General features: G+C 59.8%; 27 protein-coding genes. 16 read left to right on the top strand and 11 right to left on the bottom strand.

The features are described 5' to 3' along the window. Positions 1–24 precede the first annotated feature (24 nt). Genes ggpS through FZZ85_RS02415 form a run of 5 tightly spaced genes read left to right on the top strand, consistent with a single transcriptional unit; the run spans position 25 to position 5,456 of the window. Positions 25–1,515: a glucosylglycerol-phosphate synthase gene (gene ggpS, locus FZZ85_RS02435; RefSeq protein WP_226411846.1), complete on the top strand. Its 1,491-nt coding sequence runs from the start codon at positions 25–27 to the stop codon at positions 1,513–1,515. Further along, positions 1,512–2,777: an ABC transporter substrate-binding protein gene (locus FZZ85_RS02430; protein WP_226411844.1), complete on the top strand. Its 1,266-nt coding sequence runs from the start codon at positions 1,512–1,514 to the stop codon at positions 2,775–2,777. Before ggpS ends, FZZ85_RS02430 begins: the two co-directional genes overlap by 4 nt. Further along, positions 2,774–3,640, top strand: coding sequence for a carbohydrate ABC transporter permease (locus tag FZZ85_RS02425; protein ID WP_226411842.1), 867 nt, complete (start codon positions 2,774–2,776; stop codon positions 3,638–3,640). The genes FZZ85_RS02430 and FZZ85_RS02425 overlap by 4 nt, the downstream gene beginning before the upstream one ends. 11 nt (positions 3,641–3,651) lie before the next feature. Further along, positions 3,652–4,482, top strand: a complete 831-nt coding sequence (locus FZZ85_RS02420; protein ID WP_226411840.1) for a carbohydrate ABC transporter permease — start codon at positions 3,652–3,654, stop codon at positions 4,480–4,482. After that, positions 4,479–5,456 carry an ABC transporter ATP-binding protein gene (locus tag FZZ85_RS02415; RefSeq protein ID WP_226411838.1) on the top strand — a complete coding sequence of 326 codons (978 nt, stop codon included), beginning with the start codon at positions 4,479–4,481 and terminating at the stop codon, positions 5,454–5,456. The genes FZZ85_RS02420 and FZZ85_RS02415 overlap by 4 nt, the downstream gene beginning before the upstream one ends. On the opposite strand, the gene csaB is transcribed toward FZZ85_RS02415, so the two are convergent. After that, positions 5,428–6,495: a polysaccharide pyruvyl transferase CsaB gene (gene csaB, locus FZZ85_RS02410; protein WP_226411836.1), complete on the bottom strand. Its 1,068-nt coding sequence runs from the start codon at positions 6,493–6,495 to the stop codon at positions 5,428–5,430. The genes FZZ85_RS02415 and csaB overlap by 29 nt on opposite strands. A 54-nt stretch (positions 6,496–6,549) precedes the next feature. Between csaB and FZZ85_RS02405 the strand changes: the two genes are divergently transcribed. The 3 genes from FZZ85_RS02405 to psaK all read left to right on the top strand — a co-directional run bounded on the left by FZZ85_RS02405 (position 6,550) and on the right by psaK (position 7,453). Beyond that, positions 6,550–6,843, top strand: coding sequence for a DUF2499 domain-containing protein (locus FZZ85_RS02405; protein ID WP_226411834.1), 294 nt, complete (start codon positions 6,550–6,552; stop codon positions 6,841–6,843). Beyond that, positions 6,840–7,127, top strand: coding sequence for a DUF3593 domain-containing protein (locus FZZ85_RS02400; RefSeq protein ID WP_226411832.1), 288 nt, complete (start codon positions 6,840–6,842; stop codon positions 7,125–7,127). The genes FZZ85_RS02405 and FZZ85_RS02400 overlap by 4 nt, the downstream gene beginning before the upstream one ends. Before the next feature lie 68 nt (positions 7,128–7,195). Then, complete coding sequence (gene psaK, locus FZZ85_RS02395; RefSeq protein WP_226411830.1) at positions 7,196–7,453, top strand: photosystem I reaction center subunit PsaK; 258 nt, start codon at positions 7,196–7,198, stop codon at positions 7,451–7,453. 51 nt (positions 7,454–7,504) lie between these two features. Here the strand turns inward: psaK and FZZ85_RS02390 are convergent, their stop codons facing one another. After that, on the bottom strand, positions 7,505–8,692 hold the full coding sequence (locus tag FZZ85_RS02390) for an NAD(P)/FAD-dependent oxidoreductase (protein WP_226411828.1): 1,188 nt from the start codon (positions 8,690–8,692) through the stop codon (positions 7,505–7,507). Between the two features lie 8 nt (positions 8,693–8,700). After that, entirely contained in the window at positions 8,701–10,632 is a 1,932-nt protein-coding gene (gene dxs / locus FZZ85_RS02385; protein ID WP_226411826.1) for a 1-deoxy-D-xylulose-5-phosphate synthase, read from the bottom strand. Positions 10,633–10,712: 80 nt separating this feature from the next. Between dxs and ilvA the strand changes: the two genes are divergently transcribed. Genes ilvA through FZZ85_RS02370 form a run of 3 tightly spaced genes read left to right on the top strand, consistent with a single transcriptional unit; the run spans position 10,713 to position 13,100 of the window. Then, positions 10,713–12,242 (top strand): threonine ammonia-lyase, biosynthetic, encoded by a 1,530-nt coding sequence (gene ilvA, locus FZZ85_RS02380; RefSeq protein ID WP_226411824.1) that lies wholly within the window; start codon positions 10,713–10,715, stop codon positions 12,240–12,242. A 39-nt stretch (positions 12,243–12,281) separates the two neighbouring features. Then, the gene (gene scpB, locus FZZ85_RS02375) at positions 12,282–12,779 is read left to right on the top strand and encodes an SMC-Scp complex subunit ScpB (protein ID WP_226411822.1); all 498 of its coding nucleotides are present in this window, start codon (positions 12,282–12,284) and stop codon (positions 12,777–12,779) included. Positions 12,780–12,803: 24 nt separating this feature from the next. Then, positions 12,804–13,100, top strand: a complete 297-nt coding sequence (locus FZZ85_RS02370; RefSeq protein ID WP_226411820.1) for a YggT family protein — start codon at positions 12,804–12,806, stop codon at positions 13,098–13,100. On the opposite strand, the gene FZZ85_RS02365 is transcribed toward FZZ85_RS02370, so the two are convergent. Both FZZ85_RS02365 and FZZ85_RS02360 read right to left on the bottom strand, forming a co-directional pair. Continuing rightward, on the bottom strand, positions 13,101–13,574 hold the full coding sequence (locus FZZ85_RS02365) for a hypothetical protein (protein ID WP_226411818.1): 474 nt from the start codon (positions 13,572–13,574) through the stop codon (positions 13,101–13,103). A gap of 7 nt (positions 13,575–13,581) precedes the next feature. Next, complete coding sequence (locus FZZ85_RS02360) at positions 13,582–13,911, bottom strand: nucleoside triphosphate pyrophosphohydrolase family protein (RefSeq protein ID WP_226411816.1); 330 nt, start codon at positions 13,909–13,911, stop codon at positions 13,582–13,584. A 56-nt stretch (positions 13,912–13,967) separates the two neighbouring features. Between FZZ85_RS02360 and pyk the strand changes: the two genes are divergently transcribed. From pyk to ftsH, 3 genes are read left to right on the top strand one after another with little or no spacing between them, the layout of a single operon-like run. After that, positions 13,968–15,419 carry a pyruvate kinase gene (gene pyk / locus FZZ85_RS02355; RefSeq protein ID WP_370631113.1) on the top strand — a complete coding sequence of 484 codons (1,452 nt, stop codon included), beginning with the start codon at positions 13,968–13,970 and terminating at the stop codon, positions 15,417–15,419. Positions 15,420–15,432: 13 nt separating this feature from the next. Beyond that, positions 15,433–16,662, top strand: coding sequence for an ABC transporter permease (locus FZZ85_RS02350; protein WP_226411812.1), 1,230 nt, complete (start codon positions 15,433–15,435; stop codon positions 16,660–16,662). A gap of 58 nt (positions 16,663–16,720) precedes the next feature. Beyond that, positions 16,721–18,640 carry an ATP-dependent zinc metalloprotease FtsH gene (gene ftsH / locus FZZ85_RS02345; RefSeq protein WP_226411810.1) on the top strand — a complete coding sequence of 640 codons (1,920 nt, stop codon included), beginning with the start codon at positions 16,721–16,723 and terminating at the stop codon, positions 18,638–18,640. 50 nt (positions 18,641–18,690) lie between these two features. On the opposite strand, the gene FZZ85_RS02340 is transcribed toward ftsH, so the two are convergent. Together FZZ85_RS02340 and clpP are read right to left on the bottom strand one after the other, a co-directional pair. Next, positions 18,691–18,846, bottom strand: coding sequence for a DUF2256 domain-containing protein (locus FZZ85_RS02340; RefSeq protein ID WP_226411808.1), 156 nt, complete (start codon positions 18,844–18,846; stop codon positions 18,691–18,693). Next, positions 18,843–19,436, bottom strand: a complete 594-nt coding sequence (clpP, locus tag FZZ85_RS02335; RefSeq protein WP_226411806.1) for an ATP-dependent Clp endopeptidase proteolytic subunit ClpP — start codon at positions 19,434–19,436, stop codon at positions 18,843–18,845. Before clpP ends, FZZ85_RS02340 begins: the two co-directional genes overlap by 4 nt. Positions 19,437–19,517: 81 nt before the next feature. On the opposite strand from clpP, the gene psb29 reads away from it, so the two are divergent. Then, the gene (gene psb29, locus FZZ85_RS02330; RefSeq protein WP_226411804.1) at positions 19,518–20,165 is read left to right on the top strand and encodes a photosystem II biogenesis protein Psp29; all 648 of its coding nucleotides are present in this window, start codon (positions 19,518–19,520) and stop codon (positions 20,163–20,165) included. On the opposite strand, the gene FZZ85_RS02325 is transcribed toward psb29, so the two are convergent. The 3 genes from FZZ85_RS02325 to petN all read right to left on the bottom strand — a co-directional run bounded on the left by FZZ85_RS02325 (position 20,147) and on the right by petN (position 20,986). Continuing rightward, positions 20,147–20,449 (bottom strand): hypothetical protein, encoded by a 303-nt coding sequence (locus FZZ85_RS02325; RefSeq protein ID WP_226411802.1) that lies wholly within the window; start codon positions 20,447–20,449, stop codon positions 20,147–20,149. The genes psb29 and FZZ85_RS02325 overlap by 19 nt on opposite strands. A gap of 301 nt (positions 20,450–20,750) precedes the next feature. Next, positions 20,751–20,876, bottom strand: a complete 126-nt coding sequence (locus tag FZZ85_RS12020) for a hypothetical protein (RefSeq protein ID WP_255615952.1) — start codon at positions 20,874–20,876, stop codon at positions 20,751–20,753. 8 nt (positions 20,877–20,884) lie between these two features. Further along, positions 20,885–20,986 (bottom strand): cytochrome b6-f complex subunit PetN, encoded by a 102-nt coding sequence (gene petN, locus FZZ85_RS02320; protein ID WP_011364412.1) that lies wholly within the window; start codon positions 20,984–20,986, stop codon positions 20,885–20,887. A gap of 72 nt (positions 20,987–21,058) precedes the next feature. Between petN and clpS the strand changes: the two genes are divergently transcribed. Further along, complete coding sequence (gene clpS / locus FZZ85_RS02315) at positions 21,059–21,355, top strand: ATP-dependent Clp protease adapter ClpS (protein ID WP_226411800.1); 297 nt, start codon at positions 21,059–21,061, stop codon at positions 21,353–21,355. Between the two features lies 1 nt (position 21,356). Here the strand turns inward: clpS and FZZ85_RS02310 are convergent, their stop codons facing one another. Further along, positions 21,357–21,584 (bottom strand): hypothetical protein, encoded by a 228-nt coding sequence (locus tag FZZ85_RS02310; RefSeq protein WP_226411798.1) that lies wholly within the window; start codon positions 21,582–21,584, stop codon positions 21,357–21,359. Between the last annotated feature and the right edge of the window lie 50 nt (positions 21,585–21,634).

The following is a 21,634-nucleotide window of genomic DNA, read 5'->3' as shown; positions in this document are numbered from 1 at the left end:
TCAAACGAAGCGCTGTTCGAATAAATGGGTGAGGGTCAGAGTTCGTTTGTAATCCTCTACCACCGCACGCCGTTCGACGAATCAAGAGACAAGAACGGGAAAAGAATATGGGTCGATCAGAAAAGCCCTAACGGAATTATCCCGACACTTCGCAATCTTTTTCGAAGCTGCGAAAAGGGAACCTGGATTGCCTGGAGACGCGTCGATGATCAGTCGAATGAGGGCACAGAACGGTTTGAAATGGACAACCCTTCGCCATTCACTCTGTGCAGGATCCCCCTGGAAGATGAGCAGATTTCCAGTTTTTATCACATCACCTCAAAAGAATGCTTCTGGCCGATTCTCCATACATTTCCAACTTACTTCAATGTCAACAATGCGAACTGGAAGATCTTTGAAGAAGTCAACAAGTGCTTTGCCATGGCGGCCTGTGCGGAAGCCGCTGAAGGTGCAACAATTTGGGTGCACGACTACAACCTTTGGTTGGCTCCGGGATACATCCGAGCGGAGCGTCCCGACCTAAAGATTGCCTTTTTCCATCACACTCCGTTTCCAGGAAATGATGTTTTCGCCATCCTTCCCTGGCGTGAGCAGATTCTGGAAAGCTTGCTCTGTTGTGATGTCGTCGGCTTCCACATTCCCCGCTACACAGAAAACTTTGCCCGTGCCGCCATCACTCTAGTTGGCGCAAAACGTGGCCCCAAAATCCCGGTGGACAAGAAATTCATCGAGGTCGGCACCGCTCTTTCGGAAGGCACGGTGACCAGTCACCTCGAGCACAATGGCCGCACCATTCAGCTCCTCAGCTCTCCCGTGGGCACCTCACCGGATCTGATTCAGGAGTTGTGCTGGAGCCCGTCGGTTGAAAGCCACGGCGAATTGATCGTTCAAGACACCAAAAAAGGCCGAAAGCTGATCCTCTCCGCCAGTCGGGTGGATTACACCAAGGGGAACGAAGAGTTACTGCTGGCCTTTGAACGTCTCTTGGAACGACGCAAGGATCTGCATGGGCAGGTGGTGCTGATGCTGGCCTGTGTGGCCGCTGCCGGTGGAATGAAGATCTACGAAGACACTCAACGGTCGATCGAAGAAATGGCCGGCCGCATCAATGGCCGCTTCAGCCAGATCGATTGGGTCCCCATCCGCTTTTCCACCCGCCGGATCCCCTACGACGAAATGATCGCCTGGTTCTGCCATGCCGATGTTTGCTGGATCACACCGCTGCGTGATGGCCTGAATCTTGTGGCCAAGGAATATGCCGCTGCTCGACGCAACCGAGGCGGGGTTCTTGTGCTCTCTGAATTCACCGGAGCCTCGGTTGTGCTCGATGGCGCCGTGCTCACCAATCCCTATTCGAATCGCCGCATGGATGAGGCCATCGAATCGGCACTGGAAATGGACGAAGAAGAACAACGCGACCGAATGAGCCGCATGACCGATGCCGTGGAGAGTTACACAGTTAGCGACTGGGCGGATGAACAGATCTCTGGTCTGTCGTCCTCGACCTCGGAATGAACCTGCGCCGCTGGCTCGCAGGCGGCGCCCTGGCTCTGGTGATGGCCTTGGGAGCTCTGGTTGGATCAGCCTCCTTTCGAGCGGAGGAGGTGAGCATCCTCATGCCCTCGTCCTTCACCGATGCCAGTGCTGATTTGGTGAAGGCCTTCAACCGCGAGCATCGCGGCCGGATTCATCTCAAGTTGATTCGAGGTCCGTTGAACACGGAATCGATTTCAGATCTGGCAATCAGCAGTCTTCTCCTTGGGGATGCGCCGTTCGACGCGCTGCTGATGGATGTCACCTGGCTGCCAAAATATGCAGCCGCCGGTTGGCTGGAACCGCTGGATCCCTGGTTTGATCCGGGCGACGAAGAACAACTTGTGCAAGGGGCACGGCTCGGCAATAACTACGACGGCCATCTCTACCGCTGGCCCCTTGTGGCCGATGTGGGGCTGCTCTACTGGCGCACGGATCTGATGGATCAGCCACCGACAACGCCCGACGCGCTGGTGAACATTGCTGGACAGCTGGTGCAGAGCCAAGCCGTTGCTAACGGTTTTGTCTGGCAGGGGCGTCAGTACGAAGGTCTGAGCTGCGACTTTCTTGAAGTGCTGCAGGGCTTCGGCGGTGACTGGATGGACACCACCACCAACACCATGGAGCTCGATACGCCTGCGGCGACAGCCGCGGCGGGATGGTTGAACGATCTGATTCGCAAAGGCGTCAGCCCTTACGCCGTGACCAATTACGCCGAAGCAGAGTCGCTTCAGGCCTTCAAAGCCGGGGATGCCGCTCTGATGCGGAACTGGCCCTACGCCTGGGCTGAACTGCAGAAGGACGACAGCAAGGTGAAAGGCAACGTCGGCATCGGCCTGATGGTGGCCCAACCGGGTGAACGTCCCGGAGCCACCCTCGGCAGCTGGGGACTGAGCCTGATGCGGCAATCGGAGCACCAGAAGGCAGCGGTGGAAGCGATTCGCTACCTCACCAGCGAATCCGCCCAGAGGGCGAGATTTCTCAACAACGGCTACACCCCCATCCAGGCGGATCTGTTCAACGACCCGGAGATGCTGAAGGCCTCCCCCGTGCTGCCGGATCTCCTGGTGGCCTTGAACCATGCGGTGGTTCGTCCGCCAACCCCGCTTTACGCCCAGCTGAGCGATGTGGTGCAGCGAGAACTCAATGGCTTGTTCACCGATGCCGAGTCCGCCGATGAGGCCATGGCCACCAGTCAGCAGCGGAGCCAGACCCTGCTGCGTGCTGCGGGAGCCACGCCATGACCATGCTCCTGGCTGCTCCGGCGCTGCTGTTGATTGCGGTGGTCTTCGGCTGGCCGATGCTTCGCTACGCCTGGCTGAGCTTCCACGCTGATTCAGTTCTCACCGGCCTTGAACCGGTGGCCAACGGCGGGGCCAACTGGTTGCGACTGGTGGCTGATCAGCGCTTCTGGCTGGATGCCGGACAGACCGCGCGATTCGCTCTGATCTCCGTGGGTTTGGAGCTGCTGTTGGCCATGGCCATTGCGCTGCTGCTCCATCAGCGCTGGCGCGGTAGAGGCGCCGTTCGTGCCCTGACCCTGCTGCCCTGGGCCCTGCCCACCACAATGATGGCCCTGGGCTGGCGCTGGATCTTCAACACCCCCTACGGCCCGATCGAGGTGCTGGTACGAAGCCTTGGCCTCAACTCTCTGGATCTGTTGTCAACCCCATCGATCACCTGGCTGGTAACCGTGTTTGCCGATGTCTGGAAAACAACGCCCTTCATCACACTGATTCTTCTGGCGGGGCTCCAGAGCATTCCCGAGGACCTCTACAGCGCATTTCGCCTGGAAGGGGGAACCCCCCTTCAGGGGCTTCGCAGGGTCACCTTGCCACTGTTGCTCCCCTACATCCTCCTGAGCCTTCTGTTCCGCTTGGCCCAGGCCTTCGGGGTGTTCGATCTTGTCCAGGTGCTCACCGGTGGTGGCCCCGCTGGCAGCACCGAAAGTATCGCCCTCTATGCCTACCTCAACGGCATGCGCTTTCTTGATTTCGGCTACAGCGCCACGGTAATGCTCGCAGGATTTCTGCTGCTCACCGCGCTGATCCTGGCTGGCACGTTGCTGCTGAGGAGCTGCGGTTTGCTCAGGCCCCTGGACCGATGACGGATAAACCGATGACACGCGGATCAATGACACGACGCACCTTCTGGATTGCACTGCTGATGGTTTGGTCCCTGGGTCCGATGCTGTGGCAGTTGGTGAGCTCCTTCACCACCGCAGATGCCCTGGTCAATGACCAACTGAGCTTCTGGAGCCGTTGGACGCTCAACAACTACCGGGATCTGCTCACGACTGATCCGCCGTTCTGGCGTTACTTGTTCAACAGCAGCTTTGTGGCCTCCCTCACCACACTGCTCACCTTGATGTTCGCCATCCCAGCCGCCTACGGCATGGCCAAACTCCCGGACCGTTGGAGGGGAAGCCTTAGAGCCGCGGTAGTGGGAGCCGCCCTGTTTCCCTATGTGCTTCTGTTCCTGGCTCTGCTCGAACTGGCCCGCACCTTTGCGCTGGGCAACAACCTAATCGCCATCGCCATTCCCTACAGCGCCCTGTCAATGCCACTGGCCCTGCTGCTGCTGACGGCTGCGTTTGAAGCCCTGCCCAACGATCTCGAAGACGCGGCAAAGCTGGAGGGTCTGTCGTTGTGGCAGCGGCTGCGTTGGGTGCTGCTCCCCTTGATTGCACCAGCCTCCGCCAGCACGGCGATCCTGGTTTTCCTGTTTGCCTGGAACGAATATCCTGTGGCCCTTACCTGGCTGAGCCGCAGCGATCTGCTCACATTGCCGGTAGCGATGGCACGAATTGCGGGATCATCGACCTATTCGGTCCCCTACGGCACCTACGCAGCAGCCACTGTGCTCGGTGCCATTCCTCTTCTGGTGCTGGTGTTGGTGTTCCAGCGCCAGATCGTCAGTGGACTCACCAACGGATCCATCAAGGGATGACACTGCAACTTCGGGCCATCAACAAGCGCTTCGGCAAGCGTCAGGTTCTCAACCAGCTTTGTCTCGATGTGGCGAACGGCGAGTGCGTCGCTCTGCTTGGGGCCAGCGGCTGTGGGAAAAGCACGGCCTTGCGTCTGATTGCCGGACTCGATCACCCCGATCAAGGGTCGATTCGCATCAATGGTGCGGAGATGGTTGACGTGCCCGCTGAACGTCGCCGTGTGGGAATGGTGTTTCAAAGCTATGCCCTATTCCCGCATTTGAATGTGTGGGAGAACCTCGAACTGGGGCTGCGAATGCGGGGCGGCACCGCCGGCGCCCGCGATGAACGGATCCGCAGCGTCCTGGAGGTGTTGCAGCTGAGCGGGCAGGCCCGGCAACGGCCCTCACAATTGTCCGGCGGACAGCGCCAGCGCGTCGCCCTAGCCCGCGCCCTGTTGCGAGATCCCCTCGTTTACCTGCTCGATGAGCCTATGAGCAATCTGGATGCCCAGTTGCGCGAGGACCTGCGACCTCAATTGCGCCGTCTGATGATTGGCGGTGAACAGCCTGTGGTCTACGTCACCCATGACCAGCAGGAGGCAATGGCGCTGGCAGATCGCATCGCTGTGATGCGCGAGGGATGCATCGAACAGATCGGAACGCCCCGTGAGCTGTACCTGCAACCGGCCAGCACCTATGTCGCCCAGTTCATCGGCCGCCCGCAAATGAACCTGCTGCGAGCCAAGGACGGGGTGATCACGGGCATCCGTCCGGACGACCTGAGGCTCGATTCCGCTGGCTCGCCCTGCACGATCCTCAGCCGTGAATGGTTCGGAGCCAACCAGATGTTGCTGGTGCGCTGCGATCGCGGCGACCTACGGCTGGTCTGCCCCGGAGAAACAGAAATTGAGGCTGAACCGCGCGTCAGTTGGCCCAGCGCTAGCGAGCACCACTTTGATGCCGTCAGCGGCCGTCGGCTGCCATCCGATTGAGAAGCTCGCTGTGCGCTGACGCCTGGCGACGCAAGGCTTCGGTCTGATCAGGATCCGCTGGACGATCAACTTCTGCCCGCCAAAGGGTCAGCAGATCATCCACAGAGGGAAGGGACCGCAATGGCGTGCAAGGCACGTTGGCCATGCCTGCTGCGGCCTCCACCTTCGGGTCATAGCTGAGGGCAGCCATGGGGCTGTTGGCAAGTCGGGCCAGGATCAGGGCATGCAAGCGCATCGGAAGCACCAGGCGCGCCCGCTGCACCAAGTCGGACACAGCTTCCAGGGACTGGGGCACAAGGGTTGAGCTGCGCGCTTTCAATCGCGCCGGCAGCAGACCTTGATCACTCAGGCGCTGCAGCAGCGGTGCGTCCTGGGTGTGATGGAACGCCAGCCAGATCACCGGCGCCTCCAAGTCGGCACTAAGCCGATCCAGGGCTTCCGTCAAGCGACGCCACCCCAAGTGATCCAGCAGAGGTGTCGGACGCCAGCTGAGCACGATGGCGTCGCCACCGAGCCAAGAGCGCGCCGGCATCTGCCAGACCGGATCGGCAGCGAGGACCATCGGCAGCTTTGGGGCCCAGCACTGAGCCCAATCAAAGGAGCGCTGATCCCTCCAACTCGCTGCCTTGCAGAAGGGCAAAACCGTATGAACCAACAGTCGACTGATCCGACGCCGCAAGGGTCCAAGGCCCTGCCCCCAGAGAACCACCTGGGCGCCACCGAGGCGGGCAACAGCCATAAGCAGGAGGTAGTAGACAAGGCTGCTGAAACTGGTGCTGTCCTGCAGCAGGCACCCGCCACCAAGCAGGAGCACATCCGCCCGCAAAGCCGCACGAAGGCAAAGCAATAAAGAACGACGATTCACCGTCTGAGCCGACGGAGCCAAAGCCAGAACGGGTGCTGGATCGCGGGCGGTAATCAGGAGCTGGTGCGGATGGGGAAGTGATGACACCAGCACCTGAAGCAGTGCGTCGTCGCCAAGGTTGTGCTCTCCGTAGTAGCCGCAAAGCAGCAATACAGGCGCAGTGGGGCGGACCACGGGCAGAAGCCTGTTCACTCCGAGCATTATCAACCGATTCCTAGGATTCAGGGCATGCACACGTTGTCGCTCGGAACCTGGTGGATCCACGTCGCCTCCGTAGTCGAGTGGTGCGTTGCGATCGTGTTGATGCATCGGCGCGGGCTGCCCGGGATGGCCTGGGCCATGCTTCCTGCCCTCGTGAGTGCAATGGCCGCCTGCACCTGGCATCTGTTTGACAACAGCGAAGCGTTGCGGGGCCTGGTGACCCTTCAGGCCCTGTTCACTGTGATCGGCAACTGCACCCTGGCCTTTGCGGCTTGGCAGCTCCAACGACGCCGGGTGGTGGACGGAGTCAGCGCTCCATGAGCTTTGATCCCGCACCGCTGTTCGCCGCCTCGCTGATCCCCTATCTGCTGTTTCTGTACTGGCTCCGGGAAAGTGAGGCGCTTCCGCTGATGGCGGAACGGGGCTTCCAGCTCACCCTGCTGTTTGTGGCCGTCACGATTGTTGCCGCCATTGCCGCCCTGCGCTGCTGCTCAGCAGAACTGGTGGAGATCGACTGGTTACATGGTGGGGCAGAAGCCTTTCTCACCCTCAGCAATACGGTTTTGGTGATCGGACTGTTGTTACCAACCGCCAAAAAAGGGTGAACATCTCTTAAGAGAGTCAGGCAAGGCGTCTCGTTCACCGGAAGATGAGGTGTCGCTCATTGGCTCGAATGCTGACCCACCTTTTCGCGATCGCTCCCGCCACCGTGTCCTGGTCTCCCAAGGTCGCCCTGGTGATGATCCTCTGCAATGTGGTTGCAATCATGGTCGGCAAGGCCACGATCAAGCACCCCAACGTTGGTGCTGGACTTCCCAACGCCTCCTTCTTCGGCGGAATGGGCCACGCAGCCCTGCTCGGCACCACCAGCCTGGGCCACATCATCGGCATCGGCGCCATCCAGGGTCTGGCCGCCCGCGGCGTGCTCTGAAGCACATGACTTTGGGGAGGAGCCAGTCTTCTCCCTGAAACAACTCTTGGCTCAGAGCAGATACGGCAGCAGACGAAAGCCGTAACGCTCGAAGTTGTAGTCGAACAACAGATCGGAGAGAGCTGGAGCTTCTGTTGAAACAGAAAGCCCATGGATCAGTCGTTGGAGACGCCGATCCGCCCTTGGATTGTCGAGGCCCCACCAGGTGCGCCGCGCCAGCCGGCCAGACACCAACCAGCGCCAACTCCGCTGGGCCTTGAGCTGCTGTTGGTAGCGACGAGCCATCGTCGTGGAATCTCCCCAAAGCCCTTCAGCGATCAACAGATCGGCCAGTTGATCAGCGCTGTCCATGGCATGGCGGATCCCCTCTCCCCCAAGCAGATTGGCGGAACTAGCCGCATCCCCCACCGCCAGCAGCGCCCCGGCCGCCAACGGTTCGGTGCGGGAAATGCTGCTGGACACGGGACCGCCATGGCGATCCAGCACCGGGCAGGCGCTCAAGCCGCAGCGATGAATCAAGCGCTGAAGGGGCCCAGCCAGGCTGCCGGGAGTCGATCGATCCGCCGGTGGAAGATGACAGACGCCCACCTTCAGCCGTTGCCCTTGCATGGGAAAGATCCAGCCATATCCGTGGGGGATCCAGGCGGTGCCCAGGAAGAAACTGATCCGATCCCGCCAGGCAGCAGCCTGACGGTCGTCGGCCTGAAGCAACCACTCAACGCCAATACCCTGAAGCAGCGGATCCTCCGGATTGGGCCTGAGGCCTGCCTGCTGCAACAGATCTCGGCGAGCACCCGTGGCATCAATCAGCCAACGAGCTGAGCGCAATGACGTCTGCCCATCGCGCATCTTCAACCGGACGCTGGCCCCTTCCGCCGTAAGCGAGCTCAGCGCAGCCCGGCAGTCCTGAATCAGCTCCACCCCATGGCGGCGCGCCTGCTCCCAGAGCCAGGACCGAAGCCGACCGAAGTCGAGCACCACCCCCAGATCGCCCGCAGACCACCACTGATGAACGAGACCCGAGGGATCGTGCAGTTGCCAGCCCTGCCAGGTGGCGGCAATGGCTTCATCCGGCAGACCAAGCCGACGAACAGCGTCCAATGGCAGAGCACCACTGGAGTAGGCATGGCGATGGGGACCGACCAAGCGATCCACCAAGGTGACCTCAACACCCGCCCGCGCCAGTTGAATCGCCAGACGGGCACCCGACGGCCCCGCGCCAACGATCAGAACCGACATCCTCAGCCTCAGGCCTGGAGGGCCTTGATCGAAGCGGTGGATGACAGATCACCAGAGGTGTTACTAAAGCGCTCAAGGATTCGTTCAACCATCTGCGCAGGAGTCAGGCCGAGAGCCTCCTTGCTCTGCTGAGGCGTGGCGTGATCCACCATCTGATCGGGGATGCCGATGCGCAACATCGACACGTTGATGTCCTGATCGATCAACGACTCAAGAACTGCTGCACCAAAACCACCGGGGAGCGCCCCCTCTTCCATGGTGACCAAGCGGGGGATGCGTCGCGCCAAGGGATGAATCAGCGCCTGATCCAGGGGCCGCAAGAAGCGGGCATTGATCACAGTGGTGGAGAGTCCGGCTTCCTCCAACAGCGTTGCTGTGGCTAGCGCGGGAGCCACCATCGAACCGTAAGCCACGATCATCAGATCGTTGCCTTCCCGCAGCAGTTCACCGCGGCCGATCGGCAGTGATTCCCAACCTTCTTCCATCAACGGGACGCCTTCTCCGGAACCCCGGGGAATCCGCAGCGCCGTGGGCCCGTCGTGATGCAGACATGTCACCAGCATTTGCTGTAGCTCAGCCTCATCCTTCGGCGCCATCACCGTGAAGTTGGGAATGGCACGCATGTAGCTGATGTCGTATTGACCCTGGTGAGTCGGGCCGTCAGCGCCGACGATGCCGGCACGATCCAGCACGAAGGTGACCGGCAACTTCTGGATGCCCACGTCGTGGATCAATTGGTCGTAGGCGCGCTGCAGGAAGGTGCTGTAGATAGCGACTACGGGGCGCAACCCTTCACAGGCCATGCCCGCCGCCAGGGTGACGGCATGTTGCTCAGCAATGCCGACGTCCACGTACTGGTCCGGGACAGCCTTCTGCAGCAGATCGAGACCCGTACCGGTGGCCATGGCCGCGGTGATGCCGATGACGCGGCTGTTCTGCTCACAGAGCTTGACAAGGGTCTGCCCAAACACCTTGCTGTAGCTCGGGGGCTTTGGTTTCGACGAGGGAATCGCCTTACCGGTACCGAGATCAAAGGCCGATTGGGCGTGATAGCCAACCTGATCGGCCTCGGCGTAGGGGTAGCCCTTGCCCTTTTTGGTGACCACATGCACCAACACAGGGCCGCCTTCACGGTGGGCCGCCTGGAAGGTGCGCAACATTTCTACGATGTCATGGCCATCAATTGGCCCCATGTAGGTGAAGCCCAGTTCCTCGAAAACAGCACCCACCTTGGGAACCGCTAGGCGACGCATGCTCCCCTTGAGGCGGTTGAGTTCCGCAGGGATCTCACCTCCCATGAAAGGCAGGTGCCGAACGCTTTCCTCAACACTGCCTGAGAGGAACTGCATCGGTGGACTAAGCCGCGCACGGTTCAACACATTCGACAGCGCACCCACCGGCGGAGAGATCGACATGTCGTTGTCATTCAGCACAACCAGAAGCGGTGTGCTGGGAAGGTGTCCGGCGTGGTTAATGGCCTCCAGAGCCATGCCGCCTGTGAGGGCTCCATCACCGATAACGGCAACGCATTTGAAAGACTCACCCCGGTTGTCCCGGGCCATGGCCATGCCCAGCGCCGCGGAGATGGACGTGCTGGCGTGGCCAGCTCCGAAGTGATCGAAGTCGCTCTCCGAGCGCTTGAGGTAACCCGCGACCCCGTGCTGCTGGCGGAGGGAATCGAAGTCGTTGAACCGGCCGGTGATCAATTTGTGGGGGTAGGCCTGATGGCCCACATCCCAGACCACACGGTCATGGTCGAGGTCGAGCGTCTGGTACAGCGCCAGGGTCAGCTCCACAACTCCAAGACCAGGACCAAGGTGACCGCCACTGGTGGACACCACCTGCAGATGCCGCTCACGAATCTGCCGGGCAACATCCTCAAGCTGAGCCGGGCTGAGTCCGTGCAGTTCATTCGGATGCTTCAGATCTCCGAGATGCATGCACGGACCACTCCAATACGTTCAATCTACGGGAACCGACCCGAATCCTGTCTGGATCGAACCCTTGGAAGAATGGTGGGATGACCGACTACCTGCAGCGAATCCTGCGCGCCCGCGTCTACGACGTGGCGCGGGAAACCCCCTTGGATCACGCCCCCAATCTGAGCCGCCGGCTAAACAACGCGGTCTGGCTGAAGCGTGAGGATCTCCAGCCGGTGTTCTCGTTCAAGCTTCGCGGCGCCTACAACCGCATGTCGCAGCTCAGTGCCGACGAGCTGAAGCGGGGTGTGATTGCCTCCAGCGCCGGCAACCATGCCCAGGGCGTCGCCTTAAGTGCCAAGCGGCTCTGCTGTCGGGCGGTGATTGTAATGCCGAGCACCACCCCAGAGGTGAAAGTGCGCGCCGTGCGGGCCCTGGGCGGTGACGTGGTCCTCCACGGCGAGACCTACGACGAGTGCTCCGCGGAAGCGCAGCGACGCTGCAAGGCCGAGGGGCTCACCTTCATCCACCCCTTTGACGATCCGGAAGTGATCGCAGGTCAGGGGACGATCGGCATGGAGATCATGCGCCAGGCAAAGCAGCCACCCAACGCGATCTATGTAGCTGTTGGTGGTGGTGGCTTAATCGCAGGAATCGCCGCCTACGTCAAAAGGCTCTGGCCGGAAACGGAGGTGATCGGCGTGGAGCCGATCGATGCCGATGCCCTGAGTCGCTCCCTCGAGCAAGGCCAGCGTGTGGAACTGGAACAGGTGGGTCTTTTTGCCGATGGCGTCGCGGTCAGGAAGGTGGGCCAACACACCTTTGAGCTGGCTCAGCAGTACGTCGATCGGATGGTTCGGGTCGACACCGATGCCATCTGTGCCGCGATCAAGGACGTCTTTGAAGACACACGTTCAATCCTGGAGCCAGCCGGTGCTCTGGCGGTGGCCGGGCTCAAGCAGGACGTGTCCGATCGACATCTAGAGGGGCGCAATCTCGTGGCGGTGGCCTGCGGGGCCAACATGAATTTTGACCGCCTGCGCTTCATCGCCGAACGGGCTGAGCTCGGTGAAGAGCGAGAAGCGATGTTGGCCGTGGAAATTCCCGAATCACCCGGCAGTCTTAGGCGGCTTTGCGAAGTGCTGCGGGAGCGCAGCCTCACGGAATTCAGCTACCGCATGACAGATGGCACCACGGCACAGATCTTTATTGGTGTGCAGGTGAAAGATGAAAGCGATCGTGCCTCACTGCTGAACCAACTGGAAGGTGGGGGCTTCCCCTGCCTCGATCTGAGCGGGAACGAATTTGCAAAGGTCCACCTGCGCCACATGGTGGGTGGCCGTCTGCCGTCCTCAGCGCGCACGGCCTGTGCCGGGGAATGCAAGGAGCTGCTGTATCGCTTCGAATTCCCCGAACGCCCGGGTGCCTTGATGAGCTTCGTGGATGCTCTGCACCCCGGCTGGAGCATCAGCATCTTCCACTACAGAAACCACGGCGCCGACGTGGGGCGCATCGTTGTGGGGGTGCTGGTGCCGGAACAGGAGAAGGAGGGCTGGACCGAATTCCTCAATGCCCTGGGGTATCGCCACTGGGATGAAACAAACAACCCTGCGTATGGCCTGTTCCTCTGAGTTTGAGGGCGGTAACTTTAGTGCTCTCGAGGGGTTGTGATGACGTCTGCATCCCTGCCAACGAGGCTCGAGGCGATTCTTTATCTCAAGGGTCGGCCCGTCAGCGTCGGCGAACTGGCCGAGCTGGCCGACTCAGAACGCCGCTCCGTGGAGGAAGCCCTTGTAGCCCTGACGGCCTCTTACGCTCAGCGGGACAGTGCCCTTGAGATCGTTGAACAGAGCGGTCGCTACGGGCTGCAGCTCAGGCCGGGCATGGGCGATCTGGTCAAAGACCTGCTGCCGGTGAATCTCTCCACGGCAACCTTGCGAACCCTTGCCACCATTGCCCTGAAGAAGCGGATTCTTCAATCGGATCTTGTGGATCTGCGGGGCTCGGGGGCCTACGACCACATCAAGGAACTGCTGGCGCAGGAATTCATCGAACGGCGTCGACAGAGCGAGGGGCGGTCCTACTGGCTCACTCTCACCGAAAAATTCCATCGCACCTTCTCCGTACTTCCTGATCTCGGGGCAACTGATCTGCCGGAAGCTGCATAAAGTCGAAGCAGATCAGCCCTCGTCATGGAATCACTACCCGTCACCCTGCTGCAGGTGTTATCCCAAACCCTGCAGATTTACTCGTTGGTGCTGATCGTTCGAGTTCTGCTGAGCTGGTTCCCGAATCTGGACTGGAGTAATCCGGTGCTGAGCAGCGTGAGTGCGATCACCGACCCGTACCTCAACGCATTCAGAGGATTGATCCCACCGCTTGGGGGCATTGATCTCTCCGCCATCCTGGCCTTCCTGGCCCTAAATCTGTTGCAGAGCCTGGTGGGGCAGTCGATCAGCGCCTTTTACATGTCGGGCTCTACCTGGTGATCACAGCTGATTGATGCCGCGTTCCAACGGCAGCAAATCATCCTCGTCAGCATCAACGCGGGTTCGGACCGGGGCATTGAACCCACGGGCACGGGGATTTTTAATCACAAACGGTCCGGGGGTTCCGGCAGGCACTGAGATTCGCAGAGCGAATGGGGAGTGACCGGGGTTCACATCGCCGATGGATCCAACCCGGGTTCTGTTTGGCAGAACGGGTTCACCGCTGGCATCCAGGATCCGTGCGTACACATCGGTATCGATGACGCTGTTTTTGCCACGGTTCTCAACGTCTCCCGTCAGCACATAACAGCTAGCACCCACAGGCCGGCTCAGTTCGGGTTGATTGCCAGCGTCTAGCTCTCCGCAGGGATCCAGGCGAACCTCACTGAGTTGAAGTTCAGCGGCATCGCAAGGGAGTGCCAGTCCAAGCAGCAGAGGCAAGCTGCACAACAAGGCAAGGAGTCGTCGGAGCATCAGGAGATCAACGTTGGTCACCGCTGCCGCCGATGCGCCCACGGGCAGCCCGGCTCGACAGTTTCTGCAGGTTGGCTTCAGCCACCTCATCCATTTCATAACCCAGTTCGCTGGCCAGCTGAGCCACGTACCAGAGCACATCTCCCAGCTCCAACTTGATTGCTTCTCGGGTGTCGGCATCAAAAACACCTTCACGATCCCGAATCACCTTTTTCACCTTGTCGGCCACCTCGCCTGCTTCACCGGTCAAACCCAGGGTCGGATAGATGGGATTACAGCCCAGATCCGGGTAGGCAGCCGTCTTTCGGGCGGCGTCCTGATAGAAATTCATCTCCATGGGGCCGGTAGGGAAACGCCCGGATGGTAGTTTCCGCAGGGATTTTCAGCCGCGATATGGGCCAGTTCGACCTGAACCGACGGACCAAGATCGTGGCCACCATCGGCCCTGCCACGGAGAGTCCGGAGCGGATCAAGGAGCTGGTGAAGGCTGGTGCCACCACGTTCCGGCTGAACTTTTCCCACGGGGACCACAGCGAACACGCAGCACGCATCGCCACGATTCGTCAGGTATCTGAGGAATTGGGACAGACAATCGGCATCCTCCAGGATCTTCAGGGCCCGAAGATCCGACTCGGGAGGTTTGCGGAAGGGCCGATCACCCTGGCCAACGGCGATCTCTTCACGCTCACCTCACGGCAAGTGAGCTGCGACAAGACGATCGCAACAGTCACCTACGACAAGCTGGCCGACGAAGTCACTGCTGGAAGTCGAATCCTCCTCGACGACGGCCGCGTTGAGATGAACGTCGATACCGTCGACAAGGCGCAGCAGACCTTGCACTGCACCGTGACCGTCGGCGGTGTTCTTTCCAACAACAAAGGCGTCAACTTTCCGGACGTTCAGCTTTCCGTTCGTGCCCTCACGGACAAGGACAAGACCGACTTGGCCTTTGGCCTCAGCCAGGGCGTGGATTGGGTGGCCCTCAGCTTCGTGCGCAATCCATCCGACATGGAAGAGATTCGCGGACTGATCCGTGAGCACGGCCATGAGACCCCTGTGGTGGCGAAGATTGAAAAATTTGAGGCCATCGATCAGATCGATTCGATCCTTCCGCTCTGCGACGGTGTGATGGTGGCCCGCGGTGACCTTGGGGTTGAGATGCCAGCTGAGGAAGTTCCACTGCTACAGAAGGAACTGATCAGCAAAGCCAACAGCCTGGGCATTCCCATCATCACGGCCACCCAGATGCTGGATTCCATGGCCTCCAGCCCCCGGCCGACCCGAGCCGAAGTCAGCGACGTGGCAAACGCCATCCTTGATGGCACCGATGCCGTGATGCTCTCCAACGAGACCGCAGTGGGGGATTTCCCCGTGGAAGCCGTTCAAACCATGGCCACCATTGCTCGACGTATCGAGAGGGATTACCCCCAACGCTCGATCGACAGCCACCTGCCCAGCACCATTCCCAACGCCTTGAGCGGAGCGGTCAGCACCATCGCCAGCCAGCTCAATGCCTCCGCGATTCTTCCTCTCACCAAAAGTGGGGCCACGGCTCGCAACGTCAGCAAGTTCCGGCCTGCGGCACCCATCCTTGCCATCACTCCTGAGCGCACCGTCGCCTGCCGTCTTCAGCTGGTGTGGGGAGTTACACCGCTGGTGATTCCTCAGGGCGAACGCACCACGAAGACCTTCCAGGCAGCGATGGTCAAGGCCAAGGAGCTCAATCTGCTCAAGGAGGGTGATCTCGTAGTTCAGTCCGCAGGCACCCATACCGGCGTTTCCGGATCCACAGATCTTGTCAAGGTGAGCATCGTCGGCAACGAAGCTGCGGCGACACTGATCTGAACGAAGCCAAACCATGAAGCGGCGCATGCCCGCAACGGAAACGGTGCGGATGGCCCTGTCCACCTTGCGGAGCAACCGCCTGCGCAGCCTGCTCACGATGGTGGGCATCGTGATCGGCAACGCGTCAGTGATCACTCTGGTCGGAGTTGGTCGTGGTGCGCAGGGGTTGGCGGAGGAGCAGCTGACCAACCTCGGCGCCAACGTGCTGTTCGTGGTTCCGGGCAACAACAACACCCGTCGCCAGGGAGCAACGCGACCCAAGACCCTCGTGCTGGAGGACGCTGAAGCGATCGCCACCCAGGTTCCCAGCGTCAAGCGCGTCGCCCCTCAGATCAACAGCAACCAGGTGGTGCAAGCGGGGGCACGTAGTTCCACCAGCGCCGTCTACGGCGTGACACCTGAGTTCGTTCCGGTGCGCAGCTTTGAAGTAGCCAAAGGCCGTTTCATCAGCGCCCAGGACGAAGCAGGTGCACGGGCTATTGCTGTACTCGGCTCTGATCTGCGCACCAAGTTGTTCCCTACTGGCCCAGCGATTGGCCGGAAAGTACGTATCGGCAATCAAGGCTTCGAGGTGGTCGGTGTGATGGCCCCCAAAGGGGCCGTATTCGGCAGCAACCAGGACGAAAACGCCTACATCCCGCTTTCAACGATGGTGAATCGAATCATCGGAAGGGATCCGATTTACGGCGTCAGCCTCACCTTCATCAGTGTTGAAGCCAAGGATGAGCAGAGCACCAATGCAGCGAGCTTTCAGATCAGCAACCTGCTGAGGCAGCGGCACCGAATTCTCCGGGATGACGATTTCGCGGTGCGGTCCCAGAAGGATGCCCTCACCATCGTGGGCACCATCACCGGAGGACTCACCTTGATGCTCGGAGCCATCGGAGGGATCTCCCTACTGGTGGGGGGCATCGGGATCATGAACATCATGCTGGTGTCCGTCAGCGAACGAACCGAAGAAATCGGTCTGCGCAAGGCACTTGGGGCTCGAAGCACTGATGTGCTGCAGCAATTTCTTGTGGAATCCCTGGTGCTTGCCAGCCTGGGCGGCGCCGTCGGCACGCTGGTGGGGCTTGGAACAGTAAGCCTCGTGGCGGCGGTCACGCCTCTTCCGGCAGCGATCGGCGGCACGACGGTGATGGTCACCGTTGGACTCTCAGGATCGATAGGACTGTTCTTCGGGGTCGTACCCGCCCGACGAGCCGCCAAACTCGACCCAATCGTTGCCCTGAGAAGTCTTTGATCAAGGCCTCAAAAATCAGACCAACTCCTTTACACTAGTTAACGAATTTCCTCAGCTCATGAATCAGCGCTGGCGCCTTCTTGCCCTCTGGCTGTTGCCAATCGGCGTCGTGTTGCTGATCGGCTGGCAGGTGGTGAGCAATGGAGGCATGAATGGCCTCAGCCAAGACAGCAATGGGACCACTGTCGCGCCCCGCAATGCTGCGGTGGCACGCATGAGCTATGGCCGCTTCCTCGACTACGTCGAAGCCGGTCGCGTCACAGCCGTTGATATCTACGACGGTGGCCGTAACGCCGTGATCGAAGCAGTCGATCCCGATCTCGACAACCGCGTTCAGCGGCTGCGCGTTGATCTGCCCGGTCTCGCCCCTGAGCTGATCAACACCCTGAAGACCGAAGGCATCAGCTTTGATATTCATCCCCCCCGCACAGCGCCTCCGGCCCTCGGCGTGCTGGGCAATCTGGCGTTCCCGCTGCTGCTAATCGGTGCCCTGATCTTCCTGGCGCGCCGCAACAGCAACATGCCTGGAGGCCCTGGCCAGGCAATGCAATTCGGCAAAAGCAAAGCTCGCTTCATGATGGAAGCGGAAACCGGCGTCATGTTTGATGACGTGGCCGGCGTAACCGAAGCCAAGCAGGAATTGCAGGAGGTGGTTACCTTCCTAAAGCAGCCCGAGCGCTTCACCTCCGTGGGTGCTCAGATTCCCCGCGGCCTTCTGCTAGTCGGTCCCCCTGGCACCGGTAAAACCCTTCTTGCCAAGGCCATTGCCGGTGAAGCGGGTGTTCCCTTCTTCTCTCTCTCCGGTTCTGAGTTCGTCGAGATGTTCGTTGGCGTTGGTGCCAGTCGCGTCCGCGATCTATTCAAAAAGGCCAAAGAGAACAGCCCCTGTCTGATCTTCATCGACGAAATTGATGCCGTTGGCCGCCAGCGTGGTGCCGGCATCGGTGGAGGCAACGACGAACGAGAACAGACATTGAACCAGCTCTTAACTGAGATGGATGGCTTCGAGGGCAACAGCGGCATCATCATCATTGCCGCTACCAACCGTCCTGACGTTCTGGACTCAGCCCTGATGCGTCCCGGTCGTTTCGACCGCCAGGTCACCGTGGACGCCCCAGACATCAAGGGTCGCCTCGCCATCCTGGATGTGCACTGTCGCAACAAGAAGCTCGAAAATGAGCTGTCCCTCGAAAGCATCGCTCGCCGCACCCCTGGCTTCACAGGAGCTGATTTGGCCAACCTGATGAACGAGGCGGCCATCCTCACCGCCCGTCGCCGCAAGGAAGCCATCGGTCTGAGCGAAATCGACGATGCTGTCGATCGCATCATTGCCGGCATGGAAGGTCGTCCTCTCACCGACGGTCGCAGCAAGCGTCTAATCGCATACCACGAAGTCGGCCATGCCCTGATCGGGACCTTGGTCAAGGATCACGACCCTGTTCAGAAGGTCACTTTGGTTCCCCGTGGTCAGGCCCAAGGCCTTACTTGGTTCTCCCCCGACGAAGAGCAAACTCTGGTCACCCGTGCCCAGCTCAAAGCGCGCATCATGGGAGCACTCGGTGGTCGTGCTGCAGAGGATGTGGTGTTCGGTCATCAAGAAGTCACGACCGGAGCAGGTGGCGATATCCAGCAAGTTGCTTCGATGGCACGAAATATGGTGACTCGGCTCGGCATGAGTGATCTCGGCCCTGTTGCCCTAGAAGGCGGAAACCAGGAAGTGTTCCTGGGCCGCGACTTGATGTCCCGCAGTGAGGTGTCGGAATCGATTTCTCAACAAATCGATATTCAAGTGCGCAACATGGTGAAGCGTTGTTATGAGGAAACTGTGGAGATCGTGGCCGCCAACCGCGAAGCCATGGACCGCCTTGTGGAATTGTTGATTGAGAAAGAAACCATGAATGGTGATGAGTTCAAGGCCATTGTGGCTGAATTCACAGCTGTTCCTGAGAAAGACCGCACAGTCGTCATCTTGGATTAATCCTCCGCCCCGCAACAAAAAGCCCCCGTCTGAATCAGAAGGGGGTTTTTTTATGGATTGGATTTACTCTTTCGTCGTCGACAACGTTCGGAGCAATACACAACGTCGTCCCAGCAATTTCTCCAAGCTTTACGCCACTCAAACGGACGATCGCAGACTGGACAGATCTTGCTGGGACGAATGTTTCTAGCCCCCCTCTTCTTCAAGCGACAGCCTGAACGGGACGCTTGTCGATCACCGAATCAATCAACCCATAGTTCACCGCTTCGGTGGGTGACATGAAAAAGTCTCGGTCAGTGTCCTGTTGGATGCGATTCAGAGGTTGACCGGTGCGATCAGCCAGCTCATTGTTGAGGCGGTCCTTCAAGAAGAGGATTTCGTCCGCCTGAATACGGATATCACTGGCCTGACCCTGTGCACCGCCCAAAGGCTGGTGAATCATGATCCGGGAGTGCTGCAGGCTGCTGCGCTTGCCCTTGGTGCCGGCGCAAAGAAGGAAGGCACCCATGCTCGCGGCCAGACCAACACACACCGTGTGCACATCCGGTTTGATGTGCTGCATCGTATCGAAGATGCCGAGGCCGTCGTAGACCGAACCGCCGGGCGAGTTGATGTAGAGGTAGATATCTTTCTCGGGATCCTCAGCTTCAAGGAACAACATCTGGGCCACGATCCGGTTGGCAGAGTCACTGGTGACAGCTTCACCAAGGAAGATGATTCGCTCGCGCAGAAGCCGGGAATAAATGTCAAAGGCCCTTTCTCCCCGGCCGGACTCCTCAATTACAATGGGGATCATCTGAGCATCAGCAGGGTCGATTAATCCTAACGGCGATGTCTGCGGCGCTAGGGTTCCTGCCATTCATTCTGGGACTGCACGTTGGCCGTAAGTCAGACCATCGCCGACAGCAAACGAGCGTTTCATCAGGCCTTCCCCCACGTCATTGCGCCGCTGTACCGCCGCCTTGCTGACGAGCTGCTGGTGGAGCTGCATTTGCTGAGCCATCAAAGTCGATTCGAAGCCAACGAACTCTTCAGCGTCGGGCTTTGCAGCGTGTTTGACACCTTCACCAAGGGCTATCGGCCAGAAGCGCAGACAGACGCACTGTTCAGTGCCCTCTGCAGCAGCAATGGCTTCGACGCAGCAAGGCTGCGCAAGATCAACACCTCGCTGGTTGAACAAGCCAAAGGCAAGGATCTGGAAAGCCTGAAGAGTTGGCTGTCGTCCCACAGCCTCAAAGATGGCAGCCACTACTCACGTTTGATGGCCATCGGACTGATGTCCCTTCTCAAGTCCGCCGCCGTGGATGCCACTGGCTCGGCAACTGAGGCCATCCTCAATCAGAGCAAGGAACTCGCCAAAAGCCTTGGTTTGCCCAGCGATCGCGTCGAGAAGGATCTAACGCTGTTTAGCTCCAATAGCGAACGGATGGAGCAGGCCGTTGAACTGGTGAATGAAACGATCGCTGCTGAAAAGCGCAAGAAGGAGCGCCGTTTGGCAGAGCAGGCTCAAGGCACCTCCAACTGAAGGCGAAGCCCTCCGGGCTGTTTCTGCATCGGCAGTGCTGTCATCTCAAGCTCCAGTTGAGATGCGTTGCCAATCACCCGAGGCCAGCCCGGTCCGAGCCAGCCCAGCCGAACCAATCGATCCGGTCTCTCTTGAAGGCGAAGTCGTGGTGTCCCACCCTTTTCAACGGTGAGGGGCCGATGGTCGTGGCGTCCCCCAAGGCAAGCAGCAGATCCAGGGAAGACGAATTCGATGCGGACGGAAAAGCCAGAAGGGGGTACCCGTCGTCCAGCCAGATCAGCCACCAGAGCCCGAAGCCGTGCCGGGCCCAGCGATCAGGGGCTGCCTAAAGACCCAGTCTCTTCTGCCAGACCTTCGGCACCAATCTGGAGGAATCAGCCTCAAAACTCTGAACCAAGCGAGCCCGCCAACTGAGCTCAAACAGCTCTGCTGCTCCACAGCGATTCAGAGATTGCGTCTGCAGGCTGGACGAGCCGAGCCGCAGGACGGGCAAAAAAAAGCACAACCACTGAAAAAGGGCTGTGCAAAGGTGATTTTGAAGTTAGCGTCGGATGGACGCAATAAAGAAGAGGACTTGTTTGCACCCTAACGGCGTCGACGGTCTCTCCATTCGATCGTTGAGAGATAAATCACGGCAACGCTGACGAAGACGAGAAGCACTGCTGCCGTGACCGCCAGGGTCTGGCTGAGAAGTGGTGCGTCTTGAAGCACAGATTCGATCAGAAATTCAGGGTGCCATCACCGTTGCGTCCCCAGACCACCATGGCGATGGAGAAACTGAACATGGCGGCCAAGGACGCCCAACCCAGAGTGAACAACATGCGCTTGACCGCTCGACTGTCGGGATCCTACCTAGGATTCGGCACCTTTTCGTCTGTCCGGAGGCAACTGTCATGACCAGCTCAAGCCCCGGTTCATCAGCAGTACTGGAGCGTCAGGAAACAACTAAGCGTTACCCCCAGGCTCGCGTGATCGTTCTGGACGACGACGTGAACACGTTCCAGCACGTGGTCGATTGCCTCCGCAAGATCATTCCCGGAATGAGCGAAGACAACGCCTGGAACCTCGCCAACAAAATTGATGGGCAGGGTTCGGCTGAAGTCTGGTGCGGGCCCCTGGAGCAGGCCGAGCTGTATCACCAGCAGCTTCAGGCCGAAGGGTTAACGATGGCCCCTCTGGAACGCTGCTAAGTCAGGCCGCCGGCTTACGACTTGCTTTGGTGAGTCGCAGCAGATCAGCCACCTGCAGACGCTGCAACTGCTCGTCCATCACAAAACGCACAACGCGGCCAGGGCACAAGGCCAGGCCCCGAACCTCCGTTCCGTGCACCTCAGCGGTGAGCATGCGGGCCTGGGGTCCACATGCATCCTCCAGCGGTCCACTAATCGCGTGGTGGAGAGCGTCAACTGATTTCAGCATCACAGCCCCGGAGCGCTCTCTCTGGCATAGCCAAAGTCGCTAACTTTCAC

Origin of the sequence: Synechococcus sp. MU1642 (genome assembly GCF_020514115.1) — a bacterium.
In the GTDB taxonomy this organism is placed as follows: Bacteria; Cyanobacteriota; Cyanobacteriia; order PCC-6307; family Cyanobiaceae; genus Parasynechococcus.
This window is presented reverse-complemented; position numbering and strand designations above follow the sequence as displayed.